The organism is Mesorhizobium bavaricum (assembly GCF_056781655.1).
The window spans coordinates 1-21,748 of the sequence record NZ_CM165566.1; the positions used below are offsets into that span (position 1 = coordinate 1).

28 protein-coding genes are annotated in these 21,748 nt (G+C 62.4%); 5 read left to right on the top strand and 23 right to left on the bottom strand.

Features of this window, described 5'->3' with window-relative positions:
* Positions 1–346 precede the first annotated feature (346 nt).
* On the bottom strand, positions 347–568 hold the full coding sequence (locus tag AC1RZR_RS00005) for a hypothetical protein (RefSeq protein WP_481827238.1): 222 nt from the start codon (positions 566–568) through the stop codon (positions 347–349).
* Between the two features lie 514 nt (positions 569–1,082).
* Between AC1RZR_RS00005 and AC1RZR_RS00010 the strand changes: the two genes are divergently transcribed.
* The gene (locus AC1RZR_RS00010; protein ID WP_481827239.1) at positions 1,083–1,286 is read left to right on the top strand and encodes a hypothetical protein; all 204 of its coding nucleotides are present in this window, start codon (positions 1,083–1,085) and stop codon (positions 1,284–1,286) included.
* 430 nt (positions 1,287–1,716) lie between these two features.
* Here the strand turns inward: AC1RZR_RS00010 and AC1RZR_RS00015 are convergent, their stop codons facing one another.
* The gene (locus AC1RZR_RS00015; protein WP_481827240.1) at positions 1,717–1,938 is read right to left on the bottom strand and encodes a hypothetical protein; all 222 of its coding nucleotides are present in this window, start codon (positions 1,936–1,938) and stop codon (positions 1,717–1,719) included.
* Between the two features lie 431 nt (positions 1,939–2,369).
* Between AC1RZR_RS00015 and AC1RZR_RS00020 the strand changes: the two genes are divergently transcribed.
* Entirely contained in the window at positions 2,370–2,771 is a 402-nt protein-coding gene (locus AC1RZR_RS00020) for a sunset domain-containing protein (RefSeq protein WP_481827241.1), read from the top strand.
* A gap of 200 nt (positions 2,772–2,971) precedes the next feature.
* Positions 2,972–3,343, top strand: a complete 372-nt coding sequence (locus AC1RZR_RS00025) for a hypothetical protein (protein ID WP_481827242.1) — start codon at positions 2,972–2,974, stop codon at positions 3,341–3,343.
* A 77-nt stretch (positions 3,344–3,420) separates the two neighbouring features.
* Here the strand turns inward: AC1RZR_RS00025 and AC1RZR_RS00030 are convergent, their stop codons facing one another.
* The 6 genes from AC1RZR_RS00030 to AC1RZR_RS00055 all read right to left on the bottom strand — a co-directional run bounded on the left by AC1RZR_RS00030 (position 3,421) and on the right by AC1RZR_RS00055 (position 5,891).
* Positions 3,421–3,777 (bottom strand): DUF1515 family protein, encoded by a 357-nt coding sequence (locus AC1RZR_RS00030; protein ID WP_481827243.1) that lies wholly within the window; start codon positions 3,775–3,777, stop codon positions 3,421–3,423.
* 68 nt (positions 3,778–3,845) lie between these two features.
* Positions 3,846–4,100 (bottom strand): hypothetical protein, encoded by a 255-nt coding sequence (locus tag AC1RZR_RS00035; RefSeq protein WP_481827244.1) that lies wholly within the window; start codon positions 4,098–4,100, stop codon positions 3,846–3,848.
* A gap of 41 nt (positions 4,101–4,141) precedes the next feature.
* Positions 4,142–4,453 (bottom strand): hypothetical protein, encoded by a 312-nt coding sequence (locus AC1RZR_RS00040; RefSeq protein WP_481827245.1) that lies wholly within the window; start codon positions 4,451–4,453, stop codon positions 4,142–4,144.
* A 26-nt stretch (positions 4,454–4,479) separates the two neighbouring features.
* Positions 4,480–4,857, bottom strand: a complete 378-nt coding sequence (locus AC1RZR_RS00045; RefSeq protein WP_481827246.1) for a hypothetical protein — start codon at positions 4,855–4,857, stop codon at positions 4,480–4,482.
* Positions 4,858–4,913: 56 nt separating this feature from the next.
* The gene (locus AC1RZR_RS00050) at positions 4,914–5,180 is read right to left on the bottom strand and encodes a hypothetical protein (RefSeq protein ID WP_477279641.1); all 267 of its coding nucleotides are present in this window, start codon (positions 5,178–5,180) and stop codon (positions 4,914–4,916) included.
* A gap of 48 nt (positions 5,181–5,228) precedes the next feature.
* Complete coding sequence (locus AC1RZR_RS00055; RefSeq protein ID WP_481827247.1) at positions 5,229–5,891, bottom strand: N-acetylmuramidase family protein; 663 nt, start codon at positions 5,889–5,891, stop codon at positions 5,229–5,231.
* Positions 5,892–6,089: 198 nt separating this feature from the next.
* Here AC1RZR_RS00055 and AC1RZR_RS00060 point away from each other — a divergent pair, with 198 nt between their 5' ends.
* Positions 6,090–7,115, top strand: a complete 1,026-nt coding sequence (locus tag AC1RZR_RS00060) for an acyltransferase family protein (RefSeq protein WP_481827248.1) — start codon at positions 6,090–6,092, stop codon at positions 7,113–7,115.
* On the opposite strand, the gene AC1RZR_RS00065 is transcribed toward AC1RZR_RS00060, so the two are convergent.
* From AC1RZR_RS00065 to AC1RZR_RS00095, 7 genes are all read right to left on the bottom strand, one after another.
* Positions 7,090–9,189 carry a hypothetical protein gene (locus AC1RZR_RS00065; RefSeq protein WP_481827249.1) on the bottom strand — a complete coding sequence of 700 codons (2,100 nt, stop codon included), beginning with the start codon at positions 9,187–9,189 and terminating at the stop codon, positions 7,090–7,092. The two genes, AC1RZR_RS00060 and AC1RZR_RS00065, sit on opposite strands and share 26 nt — an antisense overlap.
* Before the next feature lie 107 nt (positions 9,190–9,296).
* A complete protein-coding gene (locus AC1RZR_RS00070; RefSeq protein ID WP_481827250.1) occupies positions 9,297–10,346 on the bottom strand; it encodes a glycine-rich domain-containing protein in 1,050 nt (349 codons plus the stop codon).
* Between the two features lie 10 nt (positions 10,347–10,356).
* Positions 10,357–11,109, bottom strand: coding sequence for a DUF2612 domain-containing protein (locus tag AC1RZR_RS00075; RefSeq protein WP_481827251.1), 753 nt, complete (start codon positions 11,107–11,109; stop codon positions 10,357–10,359).
* A 2-nt stretch (positions 11,110–11,111) separates the two neighbouring features.
* A complete protein-coding gene (locus AC1RZR_RS00080; RefSeq protein ID WP_481827252.1) occupies positions 11,112–12,548 on the bottom strand; it encodes a baseplate J/gp47 family protein in 1,437 nt (478 codons plus the stop codon).
* A gap of 3 nt (positions 12,549–12,551) precedes the next feature.
* Entirely contained in the window at positions 12,552–12,902 is a 351-nt protein-coding gene (locus tag AC1RZR_RS00085) for a contractile injection system sheath initiator (protein ID WP_481827253.1), read from the bottom strand.
* Positions 12,902–13,564 (bottom strand): hypothetical protein, encoded by a 663-nt coding sequence (locus AC1RZR_RS00090; protein WP_481827254.1) that lies wholly within the window; start codon positions 13,562–13,564, stop codon positions 12,902–12,904. The genes AC1RZR_RS00085 and AC1RZR_RS00090 overlap by 1 nt, the downstream gene beginning before the upstream one ends.
* The gene (locus AC1RZR_RS00095; protein WP_481827255.1) at positions 13,561–14,424 is read right to left on the bottom strand and encodes a baseplate hub protein; all 864 of its coding nucleotides are present in this window, start codon (positions 14,422–14,424) and stop codon (positions 13,561–13,563) included. Before AC1RZR_RS00095 ends, AC1RZR_RS00090 begins: the two co-directional genes overlap by 4 nt.
* 26 nt (positions 14,425–14,450) lie before the next feature.
* On the opposite strand from AC1RZR_RS00095, the gene AC1RZR_RS00100 reads away from it, so the two are divergent.
* On the top strand, positions 14,451–14,690 hold the full coding sequence (locus tag AC1RZR_RS00100; RefSeq protein ID WP_481827256.1) for a hypothetical protein: 240 nt from the start codon (positions 14,451–14,453) through the stop codon (positions 14,688–14,690).
* Here the strand turns inward: AC1RZR_RS00100 and AC1RZR_RS00105 are convergent, their stop codons facing one another.
* The 8 genes from AC1RZR_RS00105 to AC1RZR_RS00140 form a co-directional block, all read right to left on the bottom strand.
* Positions 14,691–15,005 (bottom strand): phage baseplate plug family protein, encoded by a 315-nt coding sequence (locus AC1RZR_RS00105; protein WP_481827257.1) that lies wholly within the window; start codon positions 15,003–15,005, stop codon positions 14,691–14,693.
* On the bottom strand, positions 15,005–15,577 hold the full coding sequence (locus AC1RZR_RS00110; RefSeq protein ID WP_481827258.1) for a hypothetical protein: 573 nt from the start codon (positions 15,575–15,577) through the stop codon (positions 15,005–15,007). The genes AC1RZR_RS00105 and AC1RZR_RS00110 overlap by 1 nt, the downstream gene beginning before the upstream one ends.
* Complete coding sequence (locus AC1RZR_RS00115; protein ID WP_481827259.1) at positions 15,577–17,682, bottom strand: phage tail tip lysozyme; 2,106 nt, start codon at positions 17,680–17,682, stop codon at positions 15,577–15,579. Before AC1RZR_RS00115 ends, AC1RZR_RS00110 begins: the two co-directional genes overlap by 1 nt.
* 93 nt (positions 17,683–17,775) lie before the next feature.
* Entirely contained in the window at positions 17,776–18,291 is a 516-nt protein-coding gene (locus AC1RZR_RS00120) for a hypothetical protein (protein WP_481827260.1), read from the bottom strand.
* 9 nt (positions 18,292–18,300) lie between these two features.
* On the bottom strand, positions 18,301–18,732 hold the full coding sequence (locus AC1RZR_RS00125; protein WP_477279612.1) for a phage tail fiber protein: 432 nt from the start codon (positions 18,730–18,732) through the stop codon (positions 18,301–18,303).
* A 33-nt stretch (positions 18,733–18,765) separates the two neighbouring features.
* The gene (locus tag AC1RZR_RS00130) at positions 18,766–20,724 is read right to left on the bottom strand and encodes a DUF3383 family protein (RefSeq protein ID WP_481827261.1); all 1,959 of its coding nucleotides are present in this window, start codon (positions 20,722–20,724) and stop codon (positions 18,766–18,768) included.
* Entirely contained in the window at positions 20,721–21,473 is a 753-nt protein-coding gene (locus AC1RZR_RS00135) for a phage neck terminator protein (RefSeq protein WP_481827262.1), read from the bottom strand. Before AC1RZR_RS00135 ends, AC1RZR_RS00130 begins: the two co-directional genes overlap by 4 nt.
* A 1-nt stretch (position 21,474) precedes the next feature.
* Positions 21,475–21,747 (bottom strand): hypothetical protein, encoded by a 273-nt coding sequence (locus AC1RZR_RS00140; RefSeq protein WP_481827263.1) that lies wholly within the window; start codon positions 21,745–21,747, stop codon positions 21,475–21,477.
* Position 21,748: the final 1 nt, after the last annotated feature.

A 21,748-nucleotide genomic window follows, 5' to 3' on the forward strand; every position in this document is an offset into this window, starting at 1 on the left:
GTGGTGTGTTGGACCCGGCATTGCTGACAGTGCAATTGCGGTGCCAACCCTACTGAGCCATTACGGGACACCTTTGCGATTGGCGCAAGATGATATTGCCGATAAATATTAACTGTGGCTAATGTACCACCCTGGTCGGAAGGGACCAAAGTGGAGAAGTTTTTGGCAGGCCCGTTGGCCACGATGCTGGTAGCGTCGGCAATGCTGGTCCGAGGACGGCCTACCTTACAAGCGGATCTCCGAAGAAACTGTGAGAGTTGACGCTTCTCCGTTGCCAATAGCCCGACGAAGGAAAGCCCAGCTTTGACTGGGGTCAGCAGCGGTTTGCTTGGCCGGCCCGGCGCCCTTAATTGTGGTTGTCCAACAAGAGGGCGAGCTTTCTGGTCGCGGCGCTTTCTACAATCAGCTCCTCCAGCCACCCATCGCCGGGACAAGTTGTGGGCGCGCGACGTCTAACGACGCGTAGCGCCTCTGATATCGAAACTGGCGTGGTTTTCGCGTGATCATCCAGGTAACGGCCGACTTCAATCACGGCATCTGCATCGACGTTAGACGGCAATTCTCGCATGGCACCCCTCCCTGCAGCGAACCTTCTGTCTCGGCCCTAAATGAAAAAGCCCGCCGCTCCATTCGCGAAGCGGCGAGGCCCCAATTGCCCCCTGCCGAGTGCGCACCTGATTGAGCTACGAGCGCGAACATCTTGGTAGGCTAAAGGAGCAAGTGTCGTTTGATCAACTTGGAGATTGGGGGTAAGCGGCACCTGCAATGGAAGTAGGGCCGCGCATGTCGCATCCACATTACCAAGTTAGCAGTAATGCTTGGTCGGCCTACAGTCTTCCCCAGCCGGCGACGCCGATTGCCGCCGGTCAGGCCCGGTGGCCGCCCCCCAGCCCACGCCTACGGCCGCTGGGCCGCTTAAGAGAAAGCTCGACCTCCCGGAGCCCCGCCAGAGCGCGTTTCGCCTGGACGCCAGCGTTACCAGCCGCAGCCAGGGCGCTCTGTGAGGTCGCTGTCTCGCATATTAGCATCCTCTTGACGGCCAGATGCGCTGCTCCAGAATCCTATCTGACGAGGAAATTCTCATGGCTTCGACCGCAGCGTTCATCTGGTATCTAGTAATCGCCGGTCCGCAAGGCGGAATGGTTGTTATGCCGAGCACCTTCGACACCCGTGAAAAGTGTGCAGCCGCTATCGCCGAATATCAGAAGCAACCAACGCCAGCCGGCTGGTCGATGCAGTGCTTCCCGAGCGCCTCATTTTATCCCGACAACGGGTCGGCTGAGTAAAGCAGCATCGCAGCGGTGGGCTACACAGTGATTTGGTATGGGAAACAGGGCGTCGTTGAAAAGACGCCATTTGATGCCGAAAAGGCTGCGAGGGACCACGTCTTTGCGACCATCCCGCTCGGAAGCAGGATGACGGTATCGTAGCGGTGGAAATACGCAAAGACGACGGCACGGTTGCATTTAGTCGAGCAGGGGCAACTAACGTGCTTCACTTAGATTAGCTGAAGCGCATAAGGTTTCCAGCTGCCGGCGATGTTCCTCGCGAGCACACCCCGCCGGTTAGGCCCGGCGCCCTAGCCCGCACCCCAACAACAGGGGTGCCGGGCCGCTCCATCCAAACCCCTCGCTGCCGAAAGGAACGGCGCATCCTTGCCGGTGATATCCCTGACCGTCTTCAACAAGGCCTCAAGCCTTTTCGGTTCCGAGCGTCTTATCTTGCTGTCCGATCGAGCAGAACAGCGAGGCCGCGAGACGCAGCCATCTCGATCACAAGTTCCTCGATCTCAAAGTCAGCAAGCGAGGTCGTCTGAGCTCCGCGGATTTGCTCCACCGAATCCGCGAGCGAGACCGACGCGAGTTTTGCATGGTCGTCGAGCATCCGCCCAATGGCCAGCACCACGTCGGCATCGATATTGCGTGGCAGCGCGTGCATGACTCCACCTCCCACCGGCCGGCTAGCCAAGGATCATTCCAGCGAGCAGCACCGTGATGAGAAGTGACAACGGAACGGCTAAAAGACTGCACAACTCAATAGTTTTTGTGTTTTGCCGCGTGTTCATCTTCGTCGCCTCGAGTCGTTGGCGTCGTCATTTTGACGCTTACGGGCAGCCGTTGGAAGCGGTTCGGCACGAGGCCGTTCGTATAGCCCCGCCTGTGCTGTATATTAGCAACACCTTGACGAGCTGACTGCTGGCCCCGCCAGCGCCTCCGCTGCCGTCAGAAGGCGATCGATTTCGGCCTGTGTCGCCAAGACCGTCCTACGCCATCGCCCAGGCTCGGCACAGCTGTTGGCATCGCGCTGGCCTGTTAGGCTTCTAGACTCTTGCGCGCAATGGAAGCATTCTCCCCAAGGGGAGAAGGGGCGTGGGCAAAGAAGTCCGCCGTCATCGAGGTGCTGACCAGGCCAACCAGTGGCGAGAGCGCGCTGGGAAGCGGCGGCGCCGCCGTTTCTGGCGACTTGAATACCTCTTTGCGATTGTGCTGGTTCCCCTGGCCGTCTTTCTGACTGCGAACCGTAGCAGTCTTGGAATTGTCGATCTCGCGCCAGCGGGTTGGGTACCTGCCGGCGCAACCGAGGGCGCCACTACCGGCTCGGGCAGCTGCGATATCAAGGGGAATATTTCCATCGAGACCGGCGAGTACATCTACCATGTGCCGGGCCAGAGGTACTATTCCCAGACGATCATCCGGCCGGAATTCGGCGAGCGGTGGTTCTGCAGCGAGGCCGAGGCCAGGGCAGCGGGTTGGCGGAAGGCGCGCCGATGATGGATGCAATTGCGCGGGCCATGATGCGCGCCGGCCGGCCGCTTTAGGGCGCAAAAAGCCCGCCACCTAGGATCAGGTGACGGGCTTGGAAAAACGGCCAGTAGGGACTTTAGCTGGCCACTGTAGAAACGCGGGATCGGAACATTAGTTGCATCTAAAATGCAAAAAGCCCGCTTTTCCACAGGCGGGCAACATCTGGAGTGCTGGGATCAACCAGCAAGGGGAAATTCATGAGCCGTCTACTGGTAAGCATTCTCGGATTGATCAACGGCGTCGTCGCCATAGTCCTGATACTGACTGGCGTTGCGATGGGCACGATACTCTTGCCCAACAATCCCAACGCCACAGCCATCGGCGCTATAGTCGGCGTCGGCGTCGCTGCGATATTCTGTGGCGGTCTGGCGGCGCTGCTGCTGATCGAGAAGCATCTGCGCATCATGGCCGACGATCTGCGCGAGCATCAGCGTGTTGAGGCCTGGAGGGTCAAGCAGGCTAAAATTGCGGCCAAGGCCGAAGCAAAAGCTGCGAAGGCGGAAGCTAAGGCTGTAGCCAAGGCCGCGCCTGCTGCATAGGGATCGAAACAGCGTTGAAACGCAAAAAAAACCCACCGCCCGAAGCTGATGGGGGACTGGAAACGATATGGGCAAGATCAGGCGGTGCGCAGCACCTTCATGATGATGTCCCACCAGTAGGCGATGAAGCCGACGACAGTGCCGCCGACTGCGGTGCCGGCGATCCCCGCCACGAACAGGGCGCCGATGCCGCGCTGCTTCCATTCCTTGAACTCGTCGGTGATCTCTTTGCTGTCGGTGACATCGGCCTTCATCGTCTCGATGCTGGTTTTTGCCTCGCCGACATCATGCACCAGGTCGTCAACACGCCTATGGATTGAGGCCCGATGATTATCCGCTCGACGTGTGCTGTCGGTGAAGTCGCGGCGCAATGCCGCCACTTCCGCACGCAGGCTGCCAATGGCCTCCGAGATATCGTCAAGCTTCGATGTCATCTGTTCACCGGATCTGCGCTTTGATGATTGGATGGCGCCGGCCCCGGAAGAGCTGGCGCCACAGTGCATTACTTCACCGGCGGCTGCGGCTTGATCAGGCCCGACAGGCCGTCGCGCTGCAGATTGACGAGCGTCTTGATGAAGCCGGCCCCGGCGGCGATCCACAACGCGTCCTGCGGCGGGAGCCACGAAGCGGCGCAGTCGAAGCCGCCGTTCGCGAGCGTCGTGCATCCCGTGGCGGTCAGGAAGCCTGCGATCGCCGTGGGAAGCCAGATCAGCACGTTGAGCGCGTTGTGCAGCGTGTTGGTGTTCAGCAAGTTCATGGAAGCCAGTCCCTTCGAGATTTGAGAAACGCCGGCAAACGCTACTGCGCCGCCGGCGTCTGAGGGTTTTTGCGCGCTGCCAGGTAAGCAGCGCGCGCGGCGTCATAGGAGGCGTCGATCTCGGCATCGAGGGCCTTGAGCGCCGCCACCTGGTCAGGCGTGACCGAGCTGCTGTTCGACAGCGCGGCGATGATGTTTCGGATCAGGGGCACGACGTCCTGCGCCTCCTGGACAGCGACGGGGATGATGTTGATCAGCTGGGTGATGATCTCGTTGATCTTGGCCGAGCTGGTGATCATCGGGATCAGCGACAGCAGGGTCTGCAGCAGGGCAGCAAAGGCGGACCAGTTCATGGGGTGTCTCCTTGAAAGTTCGATGTTCAGCCGTGGAAGGCCGAGACGATCTGTTGGATGGTGTCGGTGGCGGTCTTCAGCGCGTCATAGACGCCAGCATCGCCAAGCTCGCCGGGATGCGAGGCCAGGAAGTCCTCAAGCGAGTTGCGCGCCGTGGTGCCGGCCTTGATTGCCGGATCGAGCTGGGTCTGGATGACAGTGTCGTTGCAGCCGACCGGCGCCGGGACGGGCGTGCAAAAGACGACATAGTTCTTGGCCGTGACCTTCACGGCATCGAACGCGTTGACGGCGATCGAGACCGCGGCGGGCGAGACCTGGGCCTGCGTGACGGTGTCGATCGCGCTGGTGATATTGGCGCAGCCGGCGAGCGCGAGCATCGCCGCTGCCGCAAACAGCAGTTTCATGAGAGTTTCCTTCGTTGGGGGGTGCCCGGCTCGTCCCGGCCGGGCTCGGGGTACGCTTATGCTGCCGGGGCCTTTTCGGCCTTTTCGAACGTCAGCGAGTAGACTTCGCCGAGTTCGAATTGCTCGATGGCAGCAGGATTGGTGATCGTGATCGAAAGATCGCCAGACGGGGTGTACTTGGACCAGTCACGGTTGCCCTCAGGCAAGCCCTTCAGATAGGTGCCGAAAGCGGCACTCAGCTTGATCTGGACGTTCACCGCCGACGGGTCTCCCGTGACGCGGTGGTGCATTTCGGTGACGTAGAACATTGCTCGGACCGTCATCGGTCTTCTCCTTGTCGTGATTGCCGGCGACCGGCCGGCGCGGATTGGTCAGGCCGCCACCGCATTGCCGCAGGACTGGCAGATATTGGCGTTCGCTGGCATCGGGGACCACGGCGTGTCGGGCTTGCCCTGCCACCACTTGAACCGCGCGGCGAGCTTGGTGTCGTAGTGGTTCCTGGCATAGCCGGAGCCGTTGTAGCCGCGCGCGAAGGCCGCCCATTGGTGGGTGCGCAGTTCGTCGTCCAGATGCTCGGCCTTGATGAAATTAACGGCTGCCTGCAGCTGGGCCGCCTCGCCGCCGTTGACCATGTCGGCGACCATGGCCTGCACGGTGTCGTAGCCAGCGGCGATGTGGTTCTCGCCCATCACCTGGCCGATGCCCCAAGAGCAGGACATGAGCGCCGCCGTCTCATCGATGGCGATCATGCGCAACAGGTCGGGATAGCTGTCCTGCGGATAGTTGTTGGCCCAGCTGGTCGTGGCGAGACCGGCTTTGAGCGCTTCGGCGCGCTTGGCCGCCGGCAGGTTCTTGTAGAAGTGATAGGTCTCGCGCAGCATCTTCGGCCGGCCCTGGCTGTCATAGCCGCCGCCAGACGTCTCGACGTCGAGGAAGGCATGCAGCTCATCCTCGCCGACACCGATGCCGTACCCGATGCGAGGCAGATCGGTGTCGGACAGGCGCACGACAGCGCCCCTGAACGTGGTGTCCATGGTCAGTCCTTTCCGCCCTCGCGGGCAGGTCATGAAGGTTCGGATTTTGATTGGTGGCGCAAGTAGTCGCGCCAGCAGGCCGGACTCGATTTCTTCAACAGCCAGAGTGGAGCAAGTAGTGGGCCAGCATATCAGGCGCGATTGCTTGGGCGCCAGCCGTCAGATAAAGAGCACGGAAAGTGAAAGTATTCGAAGTCAATGCCCCCCCAAACAATCCAGAGATACACGGCACTCGACGGGCTTCGAGGCGTGGCGGCCTATCTGGTTGTCGTTTCCCACTATATCAGCACGCCCTATCCGACCAATGTTATGGCGGCTGCCGGCCAGGTCGGCGTGATGCTGTTCTTTGTGATATCCGGCTTTCTCATGGGCGAGCTGTATATGAAGACGCCGTTCACGAAAGAGGCCGTGAGGGCCTTCTACGTCAAGCGCTTTGCCCGAGTGGTGCCCCTTTATTACGTTGTCGTGATCGTGAGCCTGGTGCTCTTTTTGACCCGGAAAGACGTCTGGCCGCTCTATTACGTCGACCCCCCCACCATATGGGCTCATCTCCTTTTCTGGCGCGGAACAAACGTGCTCTGGACAATCCCGGTTGAGGTGCAGTTCTACGCCCTTTTCCCCCTCATTTGGTGGGCTTTCAGCAGAGCCGGAACGGCGGCAATGCTTCTCTTGGTAGTCGCTTGCGCCACGGGCGCGGCGTCCTGGATACCGACGAACGACCTGTTCACCTTTTTCCTGCCGTTCTTCGCCGCCGGCCTTCTGCTATCCGTGATCACGGTGCCCTACTCGCGCCTGATAGAGTTTCTCGTCGTTCCAGCATTCATAGTTCTGATGCTTGCCATGCCAAAATTTGCCGACGCCATGGGTGTCAGAGAGACAGGAGTTTGGAACTCACCAGTGTATCTGCTGCTAGTGCCAACCACGGTCCTGCTCGTCGTCAATTCGCGTTGGGCAGCCATTGTGCTGGGCAGCCGAGTTGCCGCCTTCACCGGGATGATCAGCTATTCCGTTTATCTGCTGCACATGCCGGTCCATTTCGTCCTGCGGCAGTTGCCCATTTTCAAGACGAGCCCGCACCTGTTCATCTGCGTTGCGGTGATCGGCACCACTGTCGTGGCGTGGCTCTCTTATAGGCTCATCGAGAACCCAGCTCGTCGCTGGGTATCTCAGTTCGCCTATGCGAGGCCGCCGCGCTTGATCACGCTGATCCACCGCCAATCTTGACGTTGCCGGTCGATGCGGATGGCGACGTGTTGGTCGTGTTGGCGTTGTAGATGTTCGACTGCACGCTGATATTCGCTGTAGTGGCACCAATCGTCACGGCTGTTCCGAAAGTCGTGAAAGTGTTGCCGGTAACTATGCCGTTGTTGCTGACGCTGGAGATTTGAACGGCGATAGTCGAAGAGATCGTAGCGGCTACAAACTGATTTCCGACGATCGAAAACTCGTTCATCGTGCCTAGGATAGCCTGTGCACCAGAAGCCGGTGTAATGAAAACACTGGACGTTACCATCACGCCGGAAACGACCGTGTTGAAGTCGAGGCCTGCATTTGAGGCGGCGAACTGACTGTTCACTACACTCAGCTGGTCCAGAGTGCCGGTCTCGCTGGCGTTCGAGGCGATGCCGAAGTGACCGCCGGTAAAGTTCGAATTTGCGATAGCAACGCCTTGGACGAAGCTGCCGTAGGTGATCCCAATATTTCCGAAATTGAACGTGCAGTTTACGAAGTTGTATTGAACTCCGAAACACGGACCGCCCGCGCAAGCCGTCGAGGACGGAAGCCCCTCGAGATCAACACCATTCCCCGCAAGGGCGCCCGTGCCTGGCACCAAAACACCGTAGAAGTTGATCGACGAAACACCGTTGACCCTGATGCCAGTCGCCCAATAGTCAGAGGCTGCGTAGCCGTCCGAGCCCCGCAAGGTGACATTGGTGAAGTCGCTATCCGCTGCATTTGCTGGATTGGCGGACGGGGCGCTCTGCGTCAGCGTAAAGGCCGTGCCCGTCGCCGTGGTGGCCGTTGTGACGGTCATGTCGCGGACATGAAGCGACGACGCAACTCCACTAAAGGTCCACGTGCTGCCGGCGGCAGACGGAAAATCGAGGTACGTGCAGTCCTGGCCAGCTCCGGCCAGCAACAGCGATTTGCCGGCCGCGATCGTCGTGGCGAGGGCGCTTGAAATCTTATAGTGGCCGCAAGCCAGACGAACCTGCCCACCGCTCGTTCCAACGGTCGTCAGGAGAGCCTGGAAGACCGTCGTATTGTCGAAGGTTCCGTTGCCGTTCATGCCGGCTGCGATGCCGTCGAAGATCGGCGAGGAGAATGTCACGCCGCTCGGGCTGGTGACGATCTGGCCATTTCCGAGACCACTCCAGGTGGTGATGCCAGAGAGCGTTGAGGACGGAATTGTCAGCCCGGTCGGGACCGTGGTCAGGGCCGTCGGCGCTGCGCTCGACCCGGTCGCATTGCCGACCAAGGTATTCGCGGCGATGCTGCCGAGATTGCCGATCGTCGGTTGCCCATAGGTTTCAGCGCCAGATGTATTGATGCCCGTCGCGAACTGATTGGCGGGCGCACTGCTCGAGGTCACACCGCCAAGGGCCGACACCGTCGGCACAGGAAGCCGCGCGTTGGCAAGCGTGCCAGAGCTTATTTCGGATGCGTCGATGCTCTTGTTCGTCAGCGTTTGAACATCGGTCGTTCCGGCAATGAGGCCCGATGCCGGGAAATTCATCGCCACACCGCCGACCGTCACCGTTCCCGTGATGCTTGGGGAACCGATAACCGGCGCCGTCAGGGTCTTGTTCGTGAGCGTCTGAATGTCAGTCGTGCCGACAAGGGGGCTCAAAGGCAGGGCCTGACCGCTATCGGCAATGGCCGAGCCGTCAGTTGTCGAGAAGATCGGCAGATCGCCGACGACCGTTGTTGCCGGACCGGCGACGTTGCCGTTGCGGATCGGGCCAATTGTCTGCCCGCCGACCTGGGCGAACAGGCCATCGCTCGTCATCCAGAGATCGCCGTCGACGGGAGCGTCTGGAGCCGTGCCTGGCGGCAGACTGAAGCCGGCGGTGCTCGTCGTGGAGGCGGCCACGATCAGCTTGCCCTGCATCGTGTCGCCGTTGCGATTGACCGGGACGAAACCGAGGTCGTCCTGCTTTTGCTCGAACCAGGAGTTCCACTGGCCGACCGTGGGGACCATGCCATAGGTCATTGCCGGATTTGACGGCGCGGACTGAGCCAAAGCGATGGAACAGTTCGCGAGCAAAGCGAGCACGAACGAAACAATTCGGAGCATAAGGGATCCTTCGCCCGGGCCGAACCCGGGACGCTATGCGCGCCGCGCGCGCGACCAAAAAAGAGGGAGAAGGGTGTTGTGTGGGCCTGCGCTACGCAGGCATCAGATCAGGCAAATTCTTCAACGATGACGAGGCCGTTGGCGCCTGCGCCGCCGGTCGTCTGAGCGCCTGAATTTGCCCCGGCAGCACCGCTGCCGCCGCCACCTGGGCCGGCGCCAGGATTTCCGTTCGCAGTCGTTGAAGCCACGGGCCTGCCGCCAGCGCCCAAGTACGATGCGCCGCCACCGCCGCTGACCATATTGACCGATGCGATCGCGATCGCCGCCTGCCCAGGGTTTCCGGTGGAATTAATCAAGTTGCCGCCGGTCGCAACGCCGCCGCCGCCGCCTTGCTGGGTGGATGAATTTCCGGTTGGGGTACCGGAAGCGCCGCCGCCACCACCGGTGACCGAGATGAGCGTACCGAACGAGGTTACAGAACCTCCCTGTCCATTTGTGCCTATCCCACCTGCTCCGCCTGTTCCAATGGTTATGGCGACACCTGCAAAACCAGCAGCGAGAGCCGATTGAGCCCAGCCGCCAGAGGCGCCGCCGCCGCCTGCTGCAAATTGCGGAGCGCCCATGGCCGGACAGCCACCGCCGCCGCCTCCCGCACCAATCACCATGGTGCGAATGCTCTGGGTTCCAGGCGTGGGCGTGTAAACGCCGCTGTTGGCGAAAACTCGCGTCGCGATCAGGCCGCCAGACGTGAAGAACCGCCGCCATCCAGCCCCGCCCGTGTCGGGGTTCGTCACGTTGTTGTCGACGGTCGACAGCCACGACAATCCCAAGGTCACGGCCGACGCGACAACGGCACCCTTTGGATAGCCTCCAATTTCGGATTGAAAGGACGCATCGTAGGTGATCGGGCCGCCGGCCTCGGCCCACTGCAGCCACTGTGTCATCTGCCGCATGATGCCGTTCATGTCCTGGCCGAACGGCGGCACGCCACCCGAGCCGACGGGCAGAAAGTTCAACGGCGGAAAGCCATCCGCCAGCGAAGCGGCACCGTTGCTGATGCCGATTTGCGACCCGACGGGGATGTTTCGAATGAACCCCCCGCCGGCATTGGCGCCCCAAAAGAGGGGAAATTTGGCAGGGATATCGGATTGCTGCATGGGGGCTTTCCTAAGCGATGATGACCACCGACGCCGCGACGCCGGTAGGCTTCGGCAGAACGCCGGAATTTTGAACGATGGCGAGTTCGACGGGGGAGAGCAGGAATTGGAAGGTGTAGGTCATCGTCATCGTCTCGATCGCCGAGCCCGAATAGAACGATGCTTGATTGAAGCCTGAGGCGTTGGCCGATTCCTCGAAGCCGAACCACGTCCCCGCATCACCGCCTTCGGTGACGTAGCAATTGCCGCGATGCGGAAAGAGGCCGAGCAGGATCTGGTTGATCGCCGGGATCGAGCCGTTCGTGGTGTTGGCCGCCGCCTTGGCGAAAATCAGCTGACGGAAGGCTTCGTCCGAAAGGGCAAAATTGCTCGTCAGCGGAGCGCCGGAAAAGAACGCGCCATGCCCGAAGAGATCGGATCCTGGGGTCGCTTCCTCGAACCCGAACCAATCTCCGACCGGGACTTGCAGGACGCGATTGACGCCAACGATGCGGCCCCACACGTCGAGCCCATAGCCCTGTGCGGTGTCGACATTCCAGATGAAATCGAAGAACGCCTCGAAATTGGCGGTCTGGTCGAGGTAGGCGAACAGGTTCGTGATGAGCCGCGTCAGCACCGGCGAGTTCGCATACTGGCTGATGACCGTGCGCCAGACGTCGAATGCGGGGAAATCGCCGAGCGGACTGACGCCGATGACGAACTGGCCAAGGCCATTCGGCACCCCTGCCGGCGGCCGGGGATAGGGAGGTCCGGTGTCGGCCATGATCAGCTCAGGGTTACGATGATGTCGTTCGGCGAGATTGTCGGCACCTGGTCGATATCGACACCGATGTCGAAGCGATTGGGCGCTGCCCCCGTCATGCTCTGGCTGGGCACGTTCTTGTTGTTGGAAACGGTGTAGGTGCCAATGCCGCCGGTCCCGCTGCCAAGCGCCGTAATCGTGGTGCCGACCGTCAAGGCCCCCGTCGTGTCGGAAATGACCTGGCCGACAGCGAGCGCCCCGGAGGCGACCTCGGTGACGGTCAAGGTGGCGCCGACGATCTGCCCGGTGAAGACTGCGGCAGGATCGTTGTCCGAGCCGACCTCGATGGAGATGATCTGCGCCCAGGAGCCAAGGGCCGCGACAGGCGCGTAGAACCGGCTGGCGAAGAGTGTGGTGCCGATCTTGGCGCGCGGCCCTCCATCGCCCCCGGCAAAGGCCGAGACGATGGCATTCTGGATTTGCGTCGCCGCGTCGGCCGGGACCAGGTGTGAATTGACGATGTTGACCGAAAACAAGATCGCCAGCGGGTCGGGGATTTCGAAGCTGACCTGATAGGCCGGGAACGGCGGCACATAGCCGGGGCTCTGGTCGAAGACCGTGACGGACGTATTGCCGTTGTAAGCGCAGCCCGGCGCCTTCCGCGTCCAGATCGCCCGAGCGATGTCGTCCGCATTGCCGCCGACCACGGCGACATAGAGCGAGTTCGCAAAGAGCGCGACGCCGCTAATGGTCTGGACGGCATTGGTGGCGTTTTCGGTCACGAACGCATCGATGACGTTCGGCACCGCGAGAACGGCACCCAGCACGGAGGGCAGCGAGCCTTGCGAGTTCAGCGCGACAGAGGCAGCGCGCCGGGCCTCGAAAGCGGCTCGGCTCTCGACGTTGTTGCCGAGCACACCATCGTCGGGATTGCTGATCGAGTCCCATCCGGGGATCGCCCGAAAAATCTGACTCAGGCTACCGGCAGGGCAAGGGATTGGCCCGACCGCCGTGCATTCAAACGGCAGCGTGACCGTGCCACCGGCGCCGATGACGCCATCTTCTGTGCACAGATACTGGTTGCCGTCGGCGGCCAGCGCCAGCGAGCCGATCGGGATCGAGACACGCGGCAATCCATTGCAGAGCGCCTGCACGACGGTCGGCTGCGCGGGGTTGCGCTCGATGAAATAGATACGCGCAATGGCGTCCTGCATGCGGCCCGAGGAGAAAGCCGGATCGACCTGGTTGGTGTAGAAAAGGAAGGTCGCGTTGACCTCGTCGATCACGGCTGCTTCGCTGCTCGCGAGCTGCCCCTGCGGCGTGTCGAGAGCCGGGTTCAGCGTGCCGCCGAAGGCTTCGTTGATGTCTTCCGTGACGCCGGCAAGAACCGCGGCGGCCGAGGGGATGACGAACCCCTTGTCGGTAAAGACCGGCGGGGGAACATTGGTGGTATCGACCATTTGTCAGAAGCCCGCTGCGGTGATGTTGCCCGCCGCGTCCATCACCTGCACTTGGCCGGTGACGATGCGATCGGTGAAAGACAGGATGAAGGTCTGCGCCTTGACGACACCGGGCACTGTCAGCGCGGCGCGATTGAAATATGCCTTCATGAGCGCGATCGGCGGCGCCTTGCCCAGGATCTGCTCGAAATAGGGAATGCCCTGCGTCGTGTCGTAGTAGAGTTCGTCCACGAACAGCCGGATCGCGCTCGCGGCGTCCTGCGCCAGCGCATAGGGCTCGTCGGCCACGGCGATGTTGCCCGATGCGTCAACCGTCAGGTCCCACGCATCGGTGTCAAGAAGCAGCGTCTTCATCAGGTTCCCGGCTCCGGTGGTCCCGACGTTCCGCCACCCGGCTGGACGCCGGTGTGGATATGGTTGAGCAGGCTGATGTTCTCGCCGCCGGCGCCCGCGATGACGTCCCCGGTCACCCGCAGCTGCGCCGTCGTGATGGTGATGGAGCCCGCCGAAAACTCGATGATCTGGCCGTTCTTGTCGAACACCTTGATCCCGCCCTCGGTGAACTGGACGGCCTGGTCCTGGTTGGCCGGATTGACGATGGTGCCCATGTAGACGCCGTCGGACATGTTGCCTCGGCGAAAGCTGCCCGGGTTCGACTGCGCTCCGGCATTGGCTTTCAGCGCCGAGATATCGCGGTCCGAAATCGCCATGTGGCCGATATCGCCGACCTTCGGATCGTTGATGATCCCGTTGGTGCCGCCCTGGTTCCGCATCGTGGCAACGCCGTAGATGGTTCCATGGGGCGTCTGGTTGCCCTGACCATCTGTCTGATTGATCAGCGGCATCACGTCGACCGTGGGCGGCGCGCCGACGCCGCCGCCGTGCACGGCGACGATCTTCACGGGAATGTTCGAGCGCACCTGCGCCATCTCCTGGCGGATCAGGAAGCGCAGCCGGTTGATCTCGGTGGCGTCGTCCGAAGTGCCTTGCTGGCCGAAAAACCCTTGCCCGCTCATGCCGGCGCCGCAGCATCGACGGCGATGCATTCGAGCAGCATGAACCACTTTCCGTGCGGCATCATCGACTCCAGCTGATACTCGATACGGTTGACTTTCCACGTGCCGTTGGCCGGCGTGAGATCGCTCTGGATCTGCACCTTGCCCTGGTATTTCACGGCGGGATTGTAGAGCGCCCTCACCAGGACAAACGCCTGCTGGAAGAACGGATAGCCGACCATGCCGGTTTGTGGCGAAATCAGGACGGCATCGCCGTCCCGCGCCTTGCCGGCTGGCGTGATCACCATCGTGCCCCGGTCGACGCCGACGTCGAAAGCGCCATCGCGGGCGATTGCCAGCGCCTGCGTCCATGCCGTGCCGGGATAGTAGGGGTTGGCGAGCTTGACCTTGACGCCCGCGTCCTCGAACGACAGGTCCATCTGCCCGGCCAGGCTTTTCATCATCTGGGAGGCATCGGCCGAGCCCCTGATGCTGAGCGGCGGGATGGGCTTTGCCGCATGGAAGACGCCCGGCAGGGAGCTGATCCGAAAGCACACGTCCGGCATCGCCTGCGCGTCGACGTAGGCGTAGACGATGGTCCCGGTCCACACGACGTTCTGGCCGGTCTCGTCGTCACCGGCGAGCACCGAAATGCCGTTCTTGTACATCTGCAGATACTGTGAACCGACGGTGGATAGCTGGTTCATCAGTGCGAGCGGGAGACCCCAGATCGAGATTTCCGCTTGCCCAGAGCCTTGCCCTGCGTTCACGATGTTGCAGGAAACCCGTAGGCCGAAAACTTCCGCGCTGTTACCGCCGCCTTCAAACTGGCCATTGGCAAGCTCGAACTCGACGGTAATGCGCTTTTGGCTGAATGCCATCTCAGTTCCCAGACAAGGTTGAAATCATGACGAATGCCCTTGCCGCCGCGACTGCGGCCCTTCTCTTGACCGCAAGCCCGGCACTGGCCGCGCACAACCCGGCGGCGCTGGAGAAGACATATCTCGATTTGAACGAGCAGTGCCGTGGCGGCTCAGGCGACGATCCGCAGACCCTCAAGGCCTGCGATCAGCGCGAGCAGGTGTCGGCCCAGCTGCGCCAGATGAACGTCTGTTTTGCCGGTGACCGTTTCAAGCACTGCGAGTGATCAGCCTTCGCCCGGTAGAAGGTCGGCCGGCGACAGATAGGCGAGGCTGTAGCGCGTCCCCAACCCGGTAAAGACCGGGTCGGTGTCGCCCTGGTTGTCGATGAAGACGAGATCGCCGGAAAACCCGAGATAGAGCGAGCGCACGATCCGGTTGAGGTTCTGGCAGATCACCCCGCCGATCACGAGAGTGTTGTCGACGAAGAGGTCAATGAAGAGGCCCGTGTCTTTCTGGTAGAGGCTGATCTGCGAGACCTGACCGCCGAGCGTCACGCTGACCGCCTGGTTCGGCACCGCCTGCAAGGGAATGATCACCATCACAGGCCTCCGGCAGGCAAGCCAGACGACGTCTGGAATTTCGCCAGTTGCACGCCGGTCGCCGGCACCGTCTGCACGGTCCCGCCGTTGACCTGGGAAGCGCCGCTCGGATCCTGTGTGTTCGACATGGCGGGGCTGACGGCCTCGCGCACCTCGATCAGCCAGATGTCGATCGACAGGAGCCCAAGGCCCTCATTGGAGCGCCGGCTGTAGTCGTAGTGGGTGAAGTTGCAGGAGAGATAGACCGCCTCCGGCGTCACCACGTCGTAGAGATTGGTGTCGGCCGCAACCGCGGCGATCGACGCCAGCATGGCCTCGCGGTTGGCCAGCGATCCGCCGGCGGTGAAGCGGAGCCGCGCGTCATAGGGGACTTGGACCTTGTCGTAGCTTTCGAAGGCGCCCCGCTCGACCGGGAAATCAGAGATCGACCACTGCTGGCGATATTGAACCTCGACTACATTGTCGGCGATGATCACCGGGACGCCCCCGAAAAAGATGCCCCACTGCTGCTGAAACAATCCCGACAGCAGGCCGATGGCGTCGCTCTCCAACAGTTCCAGAATGCCCGCCATCACGCCAATCCATAGTTTGCCTGCGCCGAGAAGAGCCGGCGGTTGAGCGCGTCGTTGATGTCGCCTGCAATGCCATTGGCGTCGGTCGCCTGGGTGTTCACCTCGACCTTGCCGATATGGTTCTCGACCGAGCTACTCGACGTCGTCGCGCCATGCGTGCTGGAGATGTTCGACAGTGCGGCCGATTTGGCGCCGGTGTTGATCCCGGCCATGCCCCGGTAGGTTTTACGGGTGAAATTGTCCATCCCGTTCCAGGCGCTGTAGCCTTCGGCGCGCTCGTACATCGATGCACCGGTGGCTCCCTGCGCATCGGTCCTGGCATTGCGCAGAGCGCGGCCGGCCGCGCTTTCGGGACCGTTGAGTTCGGACAGCGAGAACTGCAATTGCGTGTCGAAGTCGTTCCAGTTCTTGCCGCGCGCCTTGGCAAAGGCCATGAGGCGAGCCTTGCGCGGGCCGAGCCATTGCGCCATGCCGGTCGCACCGATGCTGTTGACCGTGCCAGGACCGCCGCCCGCCTCGACATTCATCCAGCGTGACACCAGCCCGCGCGCGCCGGCATCTGACAGCCCGCCAGCCGTGAGGATCTGGTAGGCCTGCGACTGCCGCTCAGGCGTCCACCAGCCACGGGTGCCGCGCGATGCGCTTTGTGGGCCGCCGATTGCGTCGCCACCGGCACCGCTGCCCTTGGCAGCCCCGCCGCCAAATGCGTTGCGCTCGCCAGCGCCAAACAGATTGCCGATGCCGCTGACCAGGTTGCTCCAGAAGCCGCCGCTGTCGCTTTTCTGGTCAGAGATGGTGACAGGAAGCGGATTGCTCCTCGAGACGGGATTCCCGTCGACAGTGGTATCGCCACCGTGCGCATGGTTGCGCGCTTGCGGACCGCTCCGATCCCAGCCTTTAAGCTTGGTGATCTGGTCGAGTTCGAAATCAGCAGGCTTCCATCCGCCATCCTTTTTCGGGGTATCGCCCGACAGTGTCAGCATGGCCAGGTAGGGCGATAGTTTGCCGAGCAGCCCCAGCATGCCAGCTCCGGCGCCGGCACCGGCTGCCTCTGCCCCGCCGCCAGCGAGCATGCGCATGTTGCCCAGCACGCGGAGGAACTTCGATCCGAGCCAAAGGCCGAACAGTATCTCGGTCGCGTGCACGATGCCGCCGAGGCCATCGACCACGTCCTTCGCTCCGGTGGCGAAGGTCTGCATCCCGGCGCCGACGGCGTTCCAGTCGATCTTGTTGAGAAAGTCGATGAAGCGCTTCACCGCATCGACGATGCCGCTCTTGATCCAGTCCTGGTTCTTGTCGATCCAGGCCGACATCTTGTCCGCCGCCTCGACCAGGACCGGGCCGAGCTTGTCATAGATGGCGTTGGCGAGCGCGATGACGTGCTGGAGCAGTTCGGCCCAGCTCGCCTGCAGCCTTTGCGCCGACTCGATCGCCGCATTGCTGGGCGACAGGCTTTTGTCGAGCTTGTCGAGATAGGCGTCGATGCCACGGCCCATCTTGTACATGAGCTGTTCGGTGGCCGGATCGATGCCGAGCGCCTGCGCGACGTTGTGGGCCGCCGACGGGTCGATGTTGTGCAGCCGCTGCAACGCGGCCGAGACATCGGACAGATATTTGTCGAGCCCGTGATTGGGGTCGATCGACATGCCGGTCCAGGCTTGCAGCTGCGAGAACTCGCGCGGCAACGCCTGCCCGTTCTTGTTGAGGTCGTAGAGCTGCTTGTTGACGCGCTCCAGGGTCGACGCGGTCGCATCGGCGGACCCGCCGAAGCGTTCCGCCGCGTTCTCCCAGGCAGCGATGCGCTGTGGCGATTCACCCAGACTCGAGGCGAAGCGGCCAAGCGAAGCATCGGCGTTGGTGATCTTGCGAACGAACTCGCTCAGCGCCTGCGAGCCGGTGACGACGGCGAACAGTTCGAGCACGCGCCGGGTGATCAGGTTGACCGTCTCGGCGGCCTTCTTCGAGCTATCCTCGATCTCCTTGCCGCCCTGACGGAACCCGTCGCGCGTCTTGAGCCACGCCTCGGCCTGCTTCTTCTGGCCCTTTTCGAAGTTGCTGGGATCGAGGCCGAGCGTAACGATCAGGCTGTCAATGACCGTTGGCATTGTCGTTCTTCTTCCTAAGCAGCATCAGGTTGTGCGCGTCGACCATCGCCACCTCGAGAAGGTCATGGACGTCCTCGATCGACAGCCATTCGTCTAGCTCCCTGAGCGAGGCTGTGCCTTTTGAGAGAACCTGACCGATGGCTCTGGAGACGTTTTCGTATTCGAGGAGCTGGACGCCGGCGATTGCGTCGAGGGAGACGTCGAAGTCAATGGGCCGGCGTTCGTAAAAAAAGCGACGTGAAGGTTGATCACCTCCTGCCGCAACTTTACCAGCGTGGCGATCTCCTCGATGTCCCCTTCGATCAGCATGCGCATGATGGCCGGATTGCGAGGATCGGGCTTGATGGTGACGCACTCCATCATCTCGTCAAGCAGCGGCTCGGCATCCTCGAAGGTGATCTTGGTGATCGCCCGGATGCCGACGACGGCGATGCCCTGCATGCCCCTACCGGCGAAGTCGTCGGGAAGGTCGACGCCGGAGCGCGCCACGGCGAGAAGCGCGCGCATGGCCCACTTCTCGGCGCGTGTCGCCGGCATCTCGCGGATATGGAAGGTCTTGCCCTCGTCACGACCAGGATCGGTGATCGTGATGTCGATCTCTTTACGCATGGATTACCCTCAGTTCGGGACGCTTTGAACGCCCTGCCAGCGGATCGCGAAACGGCGCGGCTGCAGGATCTTGGCCGCCGCCGGCATCGGCGGCAGGCTGACCAGAAAGCCCTTGGTCGAAATGTAGGAGCGCCCGACCGACGGCAGCGTCGTGCTGCCGTTGGCGTTGAAGACGTCCTTGGCCTGGATTTGCGTTTGAGCCCAGGTTTCGAAGAAGGCGATGGACGGGGAATCGGCCTGCAACACGAAGGTCTGGTTGACCGGGTTGTAGACGAAGCCGCCCGACAGGATGCCGTCGACGCCCATGGCAGTCTCGATCTGATCGACGTTGTCCATGTCGTAGATGTTGTCCGCAGAGAAGCCCTGCAGCTGGACCGGTGTCGGAAAGAGGTTCGGCACCGTAAGAGTGATGACCGCGTTCGCGGCGGTTAGGGTCGACATGATCTGGCTCCTGACGGGGGGATTGGTTGCCGCTTACTGGACGAGGGTCGAGGTAAGCTCGATCTTCTGGACGGACTCGCCATCCATGTACCAGAAGTTGATCGGCGGGCTCTGGCGGGCCTGGCGCACCTGCGGCGTGGCATCCTTGACCTGCAGGTACCAGCCTTGCAGCTGGAGCGTGTCGCTGGCCTTGACGCTGGCCGCCGAGTTGATCTGTGCGATCTGGAGCGCCGACAGTGTCACGCCGACGCGGATGGCGCCGAAGTTCAGCGCCTGGTTGATCGGGTCGAGGCAAGCCGCCTTGATCAGCTCATAGCCCGCCGCATTGTAGGGCACCGAGTTGATGTTCTGCAGCAGCTCCATGAGCGCGAGCTGGATCTGGTTGTTCAGCCAAATCTGGTTGATGTAGCTGTCCAGCCACTCGAACTCGCCCGACACCGTGCCGTTCTGGAACTCCAGGAACTGCTGCGCCGCCGTCGCATAGGCGCCGTAGAAGTTATAGCCGTTGGCGAAGAGATTGTTCGCCACCGTTGCCGAGGTCACGCCGGCCACCAGGCCATCCTGCCCCCGGAAGGCGAAGGTGATGCGGCCATTGGTCTGCTGGAAGCCGATCGAGGCCGCCGTGCCGCAGATGAAGGCGGCGATCTCGGCTGGCGTGGTCGCTCCACCGTCGGGCTGGTAGATCGCGCAGGTGCCATCGAGATTGGCATCCTTGACGATGCTGCCGAAGCTCGACGTGGCATCGTTGCTTTCGGTGGGCACGATGTCCGTGTCCCAGGCGATATAGGCATAGCGCTTGTTGGTGCCATTGACCCATTGGGCAAAAGCCTGCTTCTGCACCGAGCCCGAACCACCGTCCGGATCGAAGATCGACATGAAGGTCGCCCAATTCTGGGTGACCTGGGTGATGTCGGTCATGAACGCGGCAGGGGTCGCCCCATCGGCGCCCTGCGAGAGCACCGCGCCGGTCTCCTGCGTCAGGAAGAGATCGTCGGAAAGCGTGCCCGTCGCGAAGGCGATGCTCGAGGCCGCGCCGTCAACGCCCGAGGTGATGACGAAGGCACCGGCGACGCTGTCGAAGGAAACCGAAAGCGGCGTAGCGGAGGCGGTGACGGCACCGCTGGCCACCGTCTGCGTCAGGTTGACGAAGTAGGTGCCGGCGAGGCCCAACCCGCTGCCGAGCTGCGCAATGGCCGTACCGGCGCTCACGCCGGCGCCGCCAAGCGTCTGGCCGACCGACAGGGTGCCGGAAGTGATCGCGGTGACCGTCAGCATGCCATAGGTCGCCGAGATCGCCTCGCTGGGGACCACCTGTGCGATCGAGACGGCGTATTCGCCAATGCCACCGGGCGTGCCCGACAGCTGGTCGGTGATCTGCGTCCCGGCAGCAACGCCGGTTCCCGCCAGGACCGCGCCAGCCACGAGCTGGCCCGAGGTGACGCCAGTCACGTAAAGGACGTTGCCGGCGATCGACGCGTTCACCGCTGCCGTTGCCGGCGCGATGGCGCCCGTCACCGCCGCGACTTGCGGCGGGGTTGCGTTGAGGCCGGTTGCGATCAGCGCCGCCGCCGCCGAGAAGCTGGTCGCGGTGGAGAGGTCGAGCCCATTGGCGGTGCGCACATAGCCATCGACATCGATGATGAGCGAACCGGTGAGCGCCTTGAGCTGGGGCAGCGAGAGCTGCGCCACGCGCCCGCCGCGCATGTAGGCCGCGACGGATGCCGAGGGATACTGCGCAAAAAGGATGGTGGCGGGCTTCTGGGTCGAGTTGTTGAACCCGTTGAAGTAGACCGCGGCGATCTCGGCCTCCTCGGAGGAAGCGCCGAAGAAATTCGACACCGACAGGCCATCATTGGGGAAGGACAGCACCTGGCCGGTCGGGACGCGGGTGTTGTGGGTCAGCACGAGGCCGTTCATCACGAGCGCGTTGCCGCCGGCATTGAGAACGTTCGGAATGACGTTCACAAGCTGAGAGGCCGGGATGGTCGTCATGGACCAGGTCCTTTCTGTTTCGATTGAAAGGCCGCGTCGACGTTGACGACGTCGATCACGGTCTGGTCGGCGAATTGCTGCGGCAGTTCCAGCGCCTGGTTGGCCTGGATATGCACGTCGACGACGTAGCGGGTTTCGTATTGCTGCTCCCCGTTGAAGAAGGGAACCTGCTTCGGATCGTCCGCGTAGAAGGGCGCGCCATCGATGCCGGCAGAGGCGAAGTATGACGTCGCCCGCTCATCGCGGATCAAAGTCGCTATCACCTGCGCCATATCGGATGCCGTCGCGTCCGATGCGCTGTGCACGTCGAGCTGGATCACCACCTCGGTCGGCTGCATGATGGTCTCGGCGCCGCAGGAGAGCGTTCCAGCGCCGACGGTCTGCGATGGCGATACGGTATAGATACCGTTGCCAGAGGGTATGCCGCCGGTCTGCTCGCCGACCAGCGTTCCATCCGCCACAGAAGTTCCGAACACGGTCGCACCGACCACAATCGCGCCGAACTCGACATGGGTGACCGTCATCACCGTGTCGGTGATTGACGCCTCGAAGGCGCAGTCCTGGTAGCTGTCGACATTGGTCGAGAGGCGGCCACGCCGGATGACGGTCATGGTGACGAAATCGCCAGCCGGCTCGGGGACGCGGTTGTCCTGGGACGCCACCACCTCCACGCCAGCCGGCAGGTATTTCAAGAGAAAGCCGCGCAACACCGTCTGGATTGTCGACTGGCTGGGGACCGGGCCGCTCACGTCAGACGCCGACGCCGATACCGCGCACCGTCGCGTCAGCGGCTCCGGACGGTATGCACCAGAGCGCGTCGCCAACGGCGAGCGGGAATGGGGTGAAGAACTCGCTGAGCAGGACGAAGGCCGTCGAGCCCGGGGCCGGTTCGGCGGCAGCGATTGCCACCTGCACGGCGCCCTGGCTGGTCGCTTGAAGCTGGACCGTGGAATAGGCGGCGCCGGCGGCCACCTGCGTCCATGCGCCGGCAGGGCATGGCACCGTGAAGGTTCCGTTCGCCATC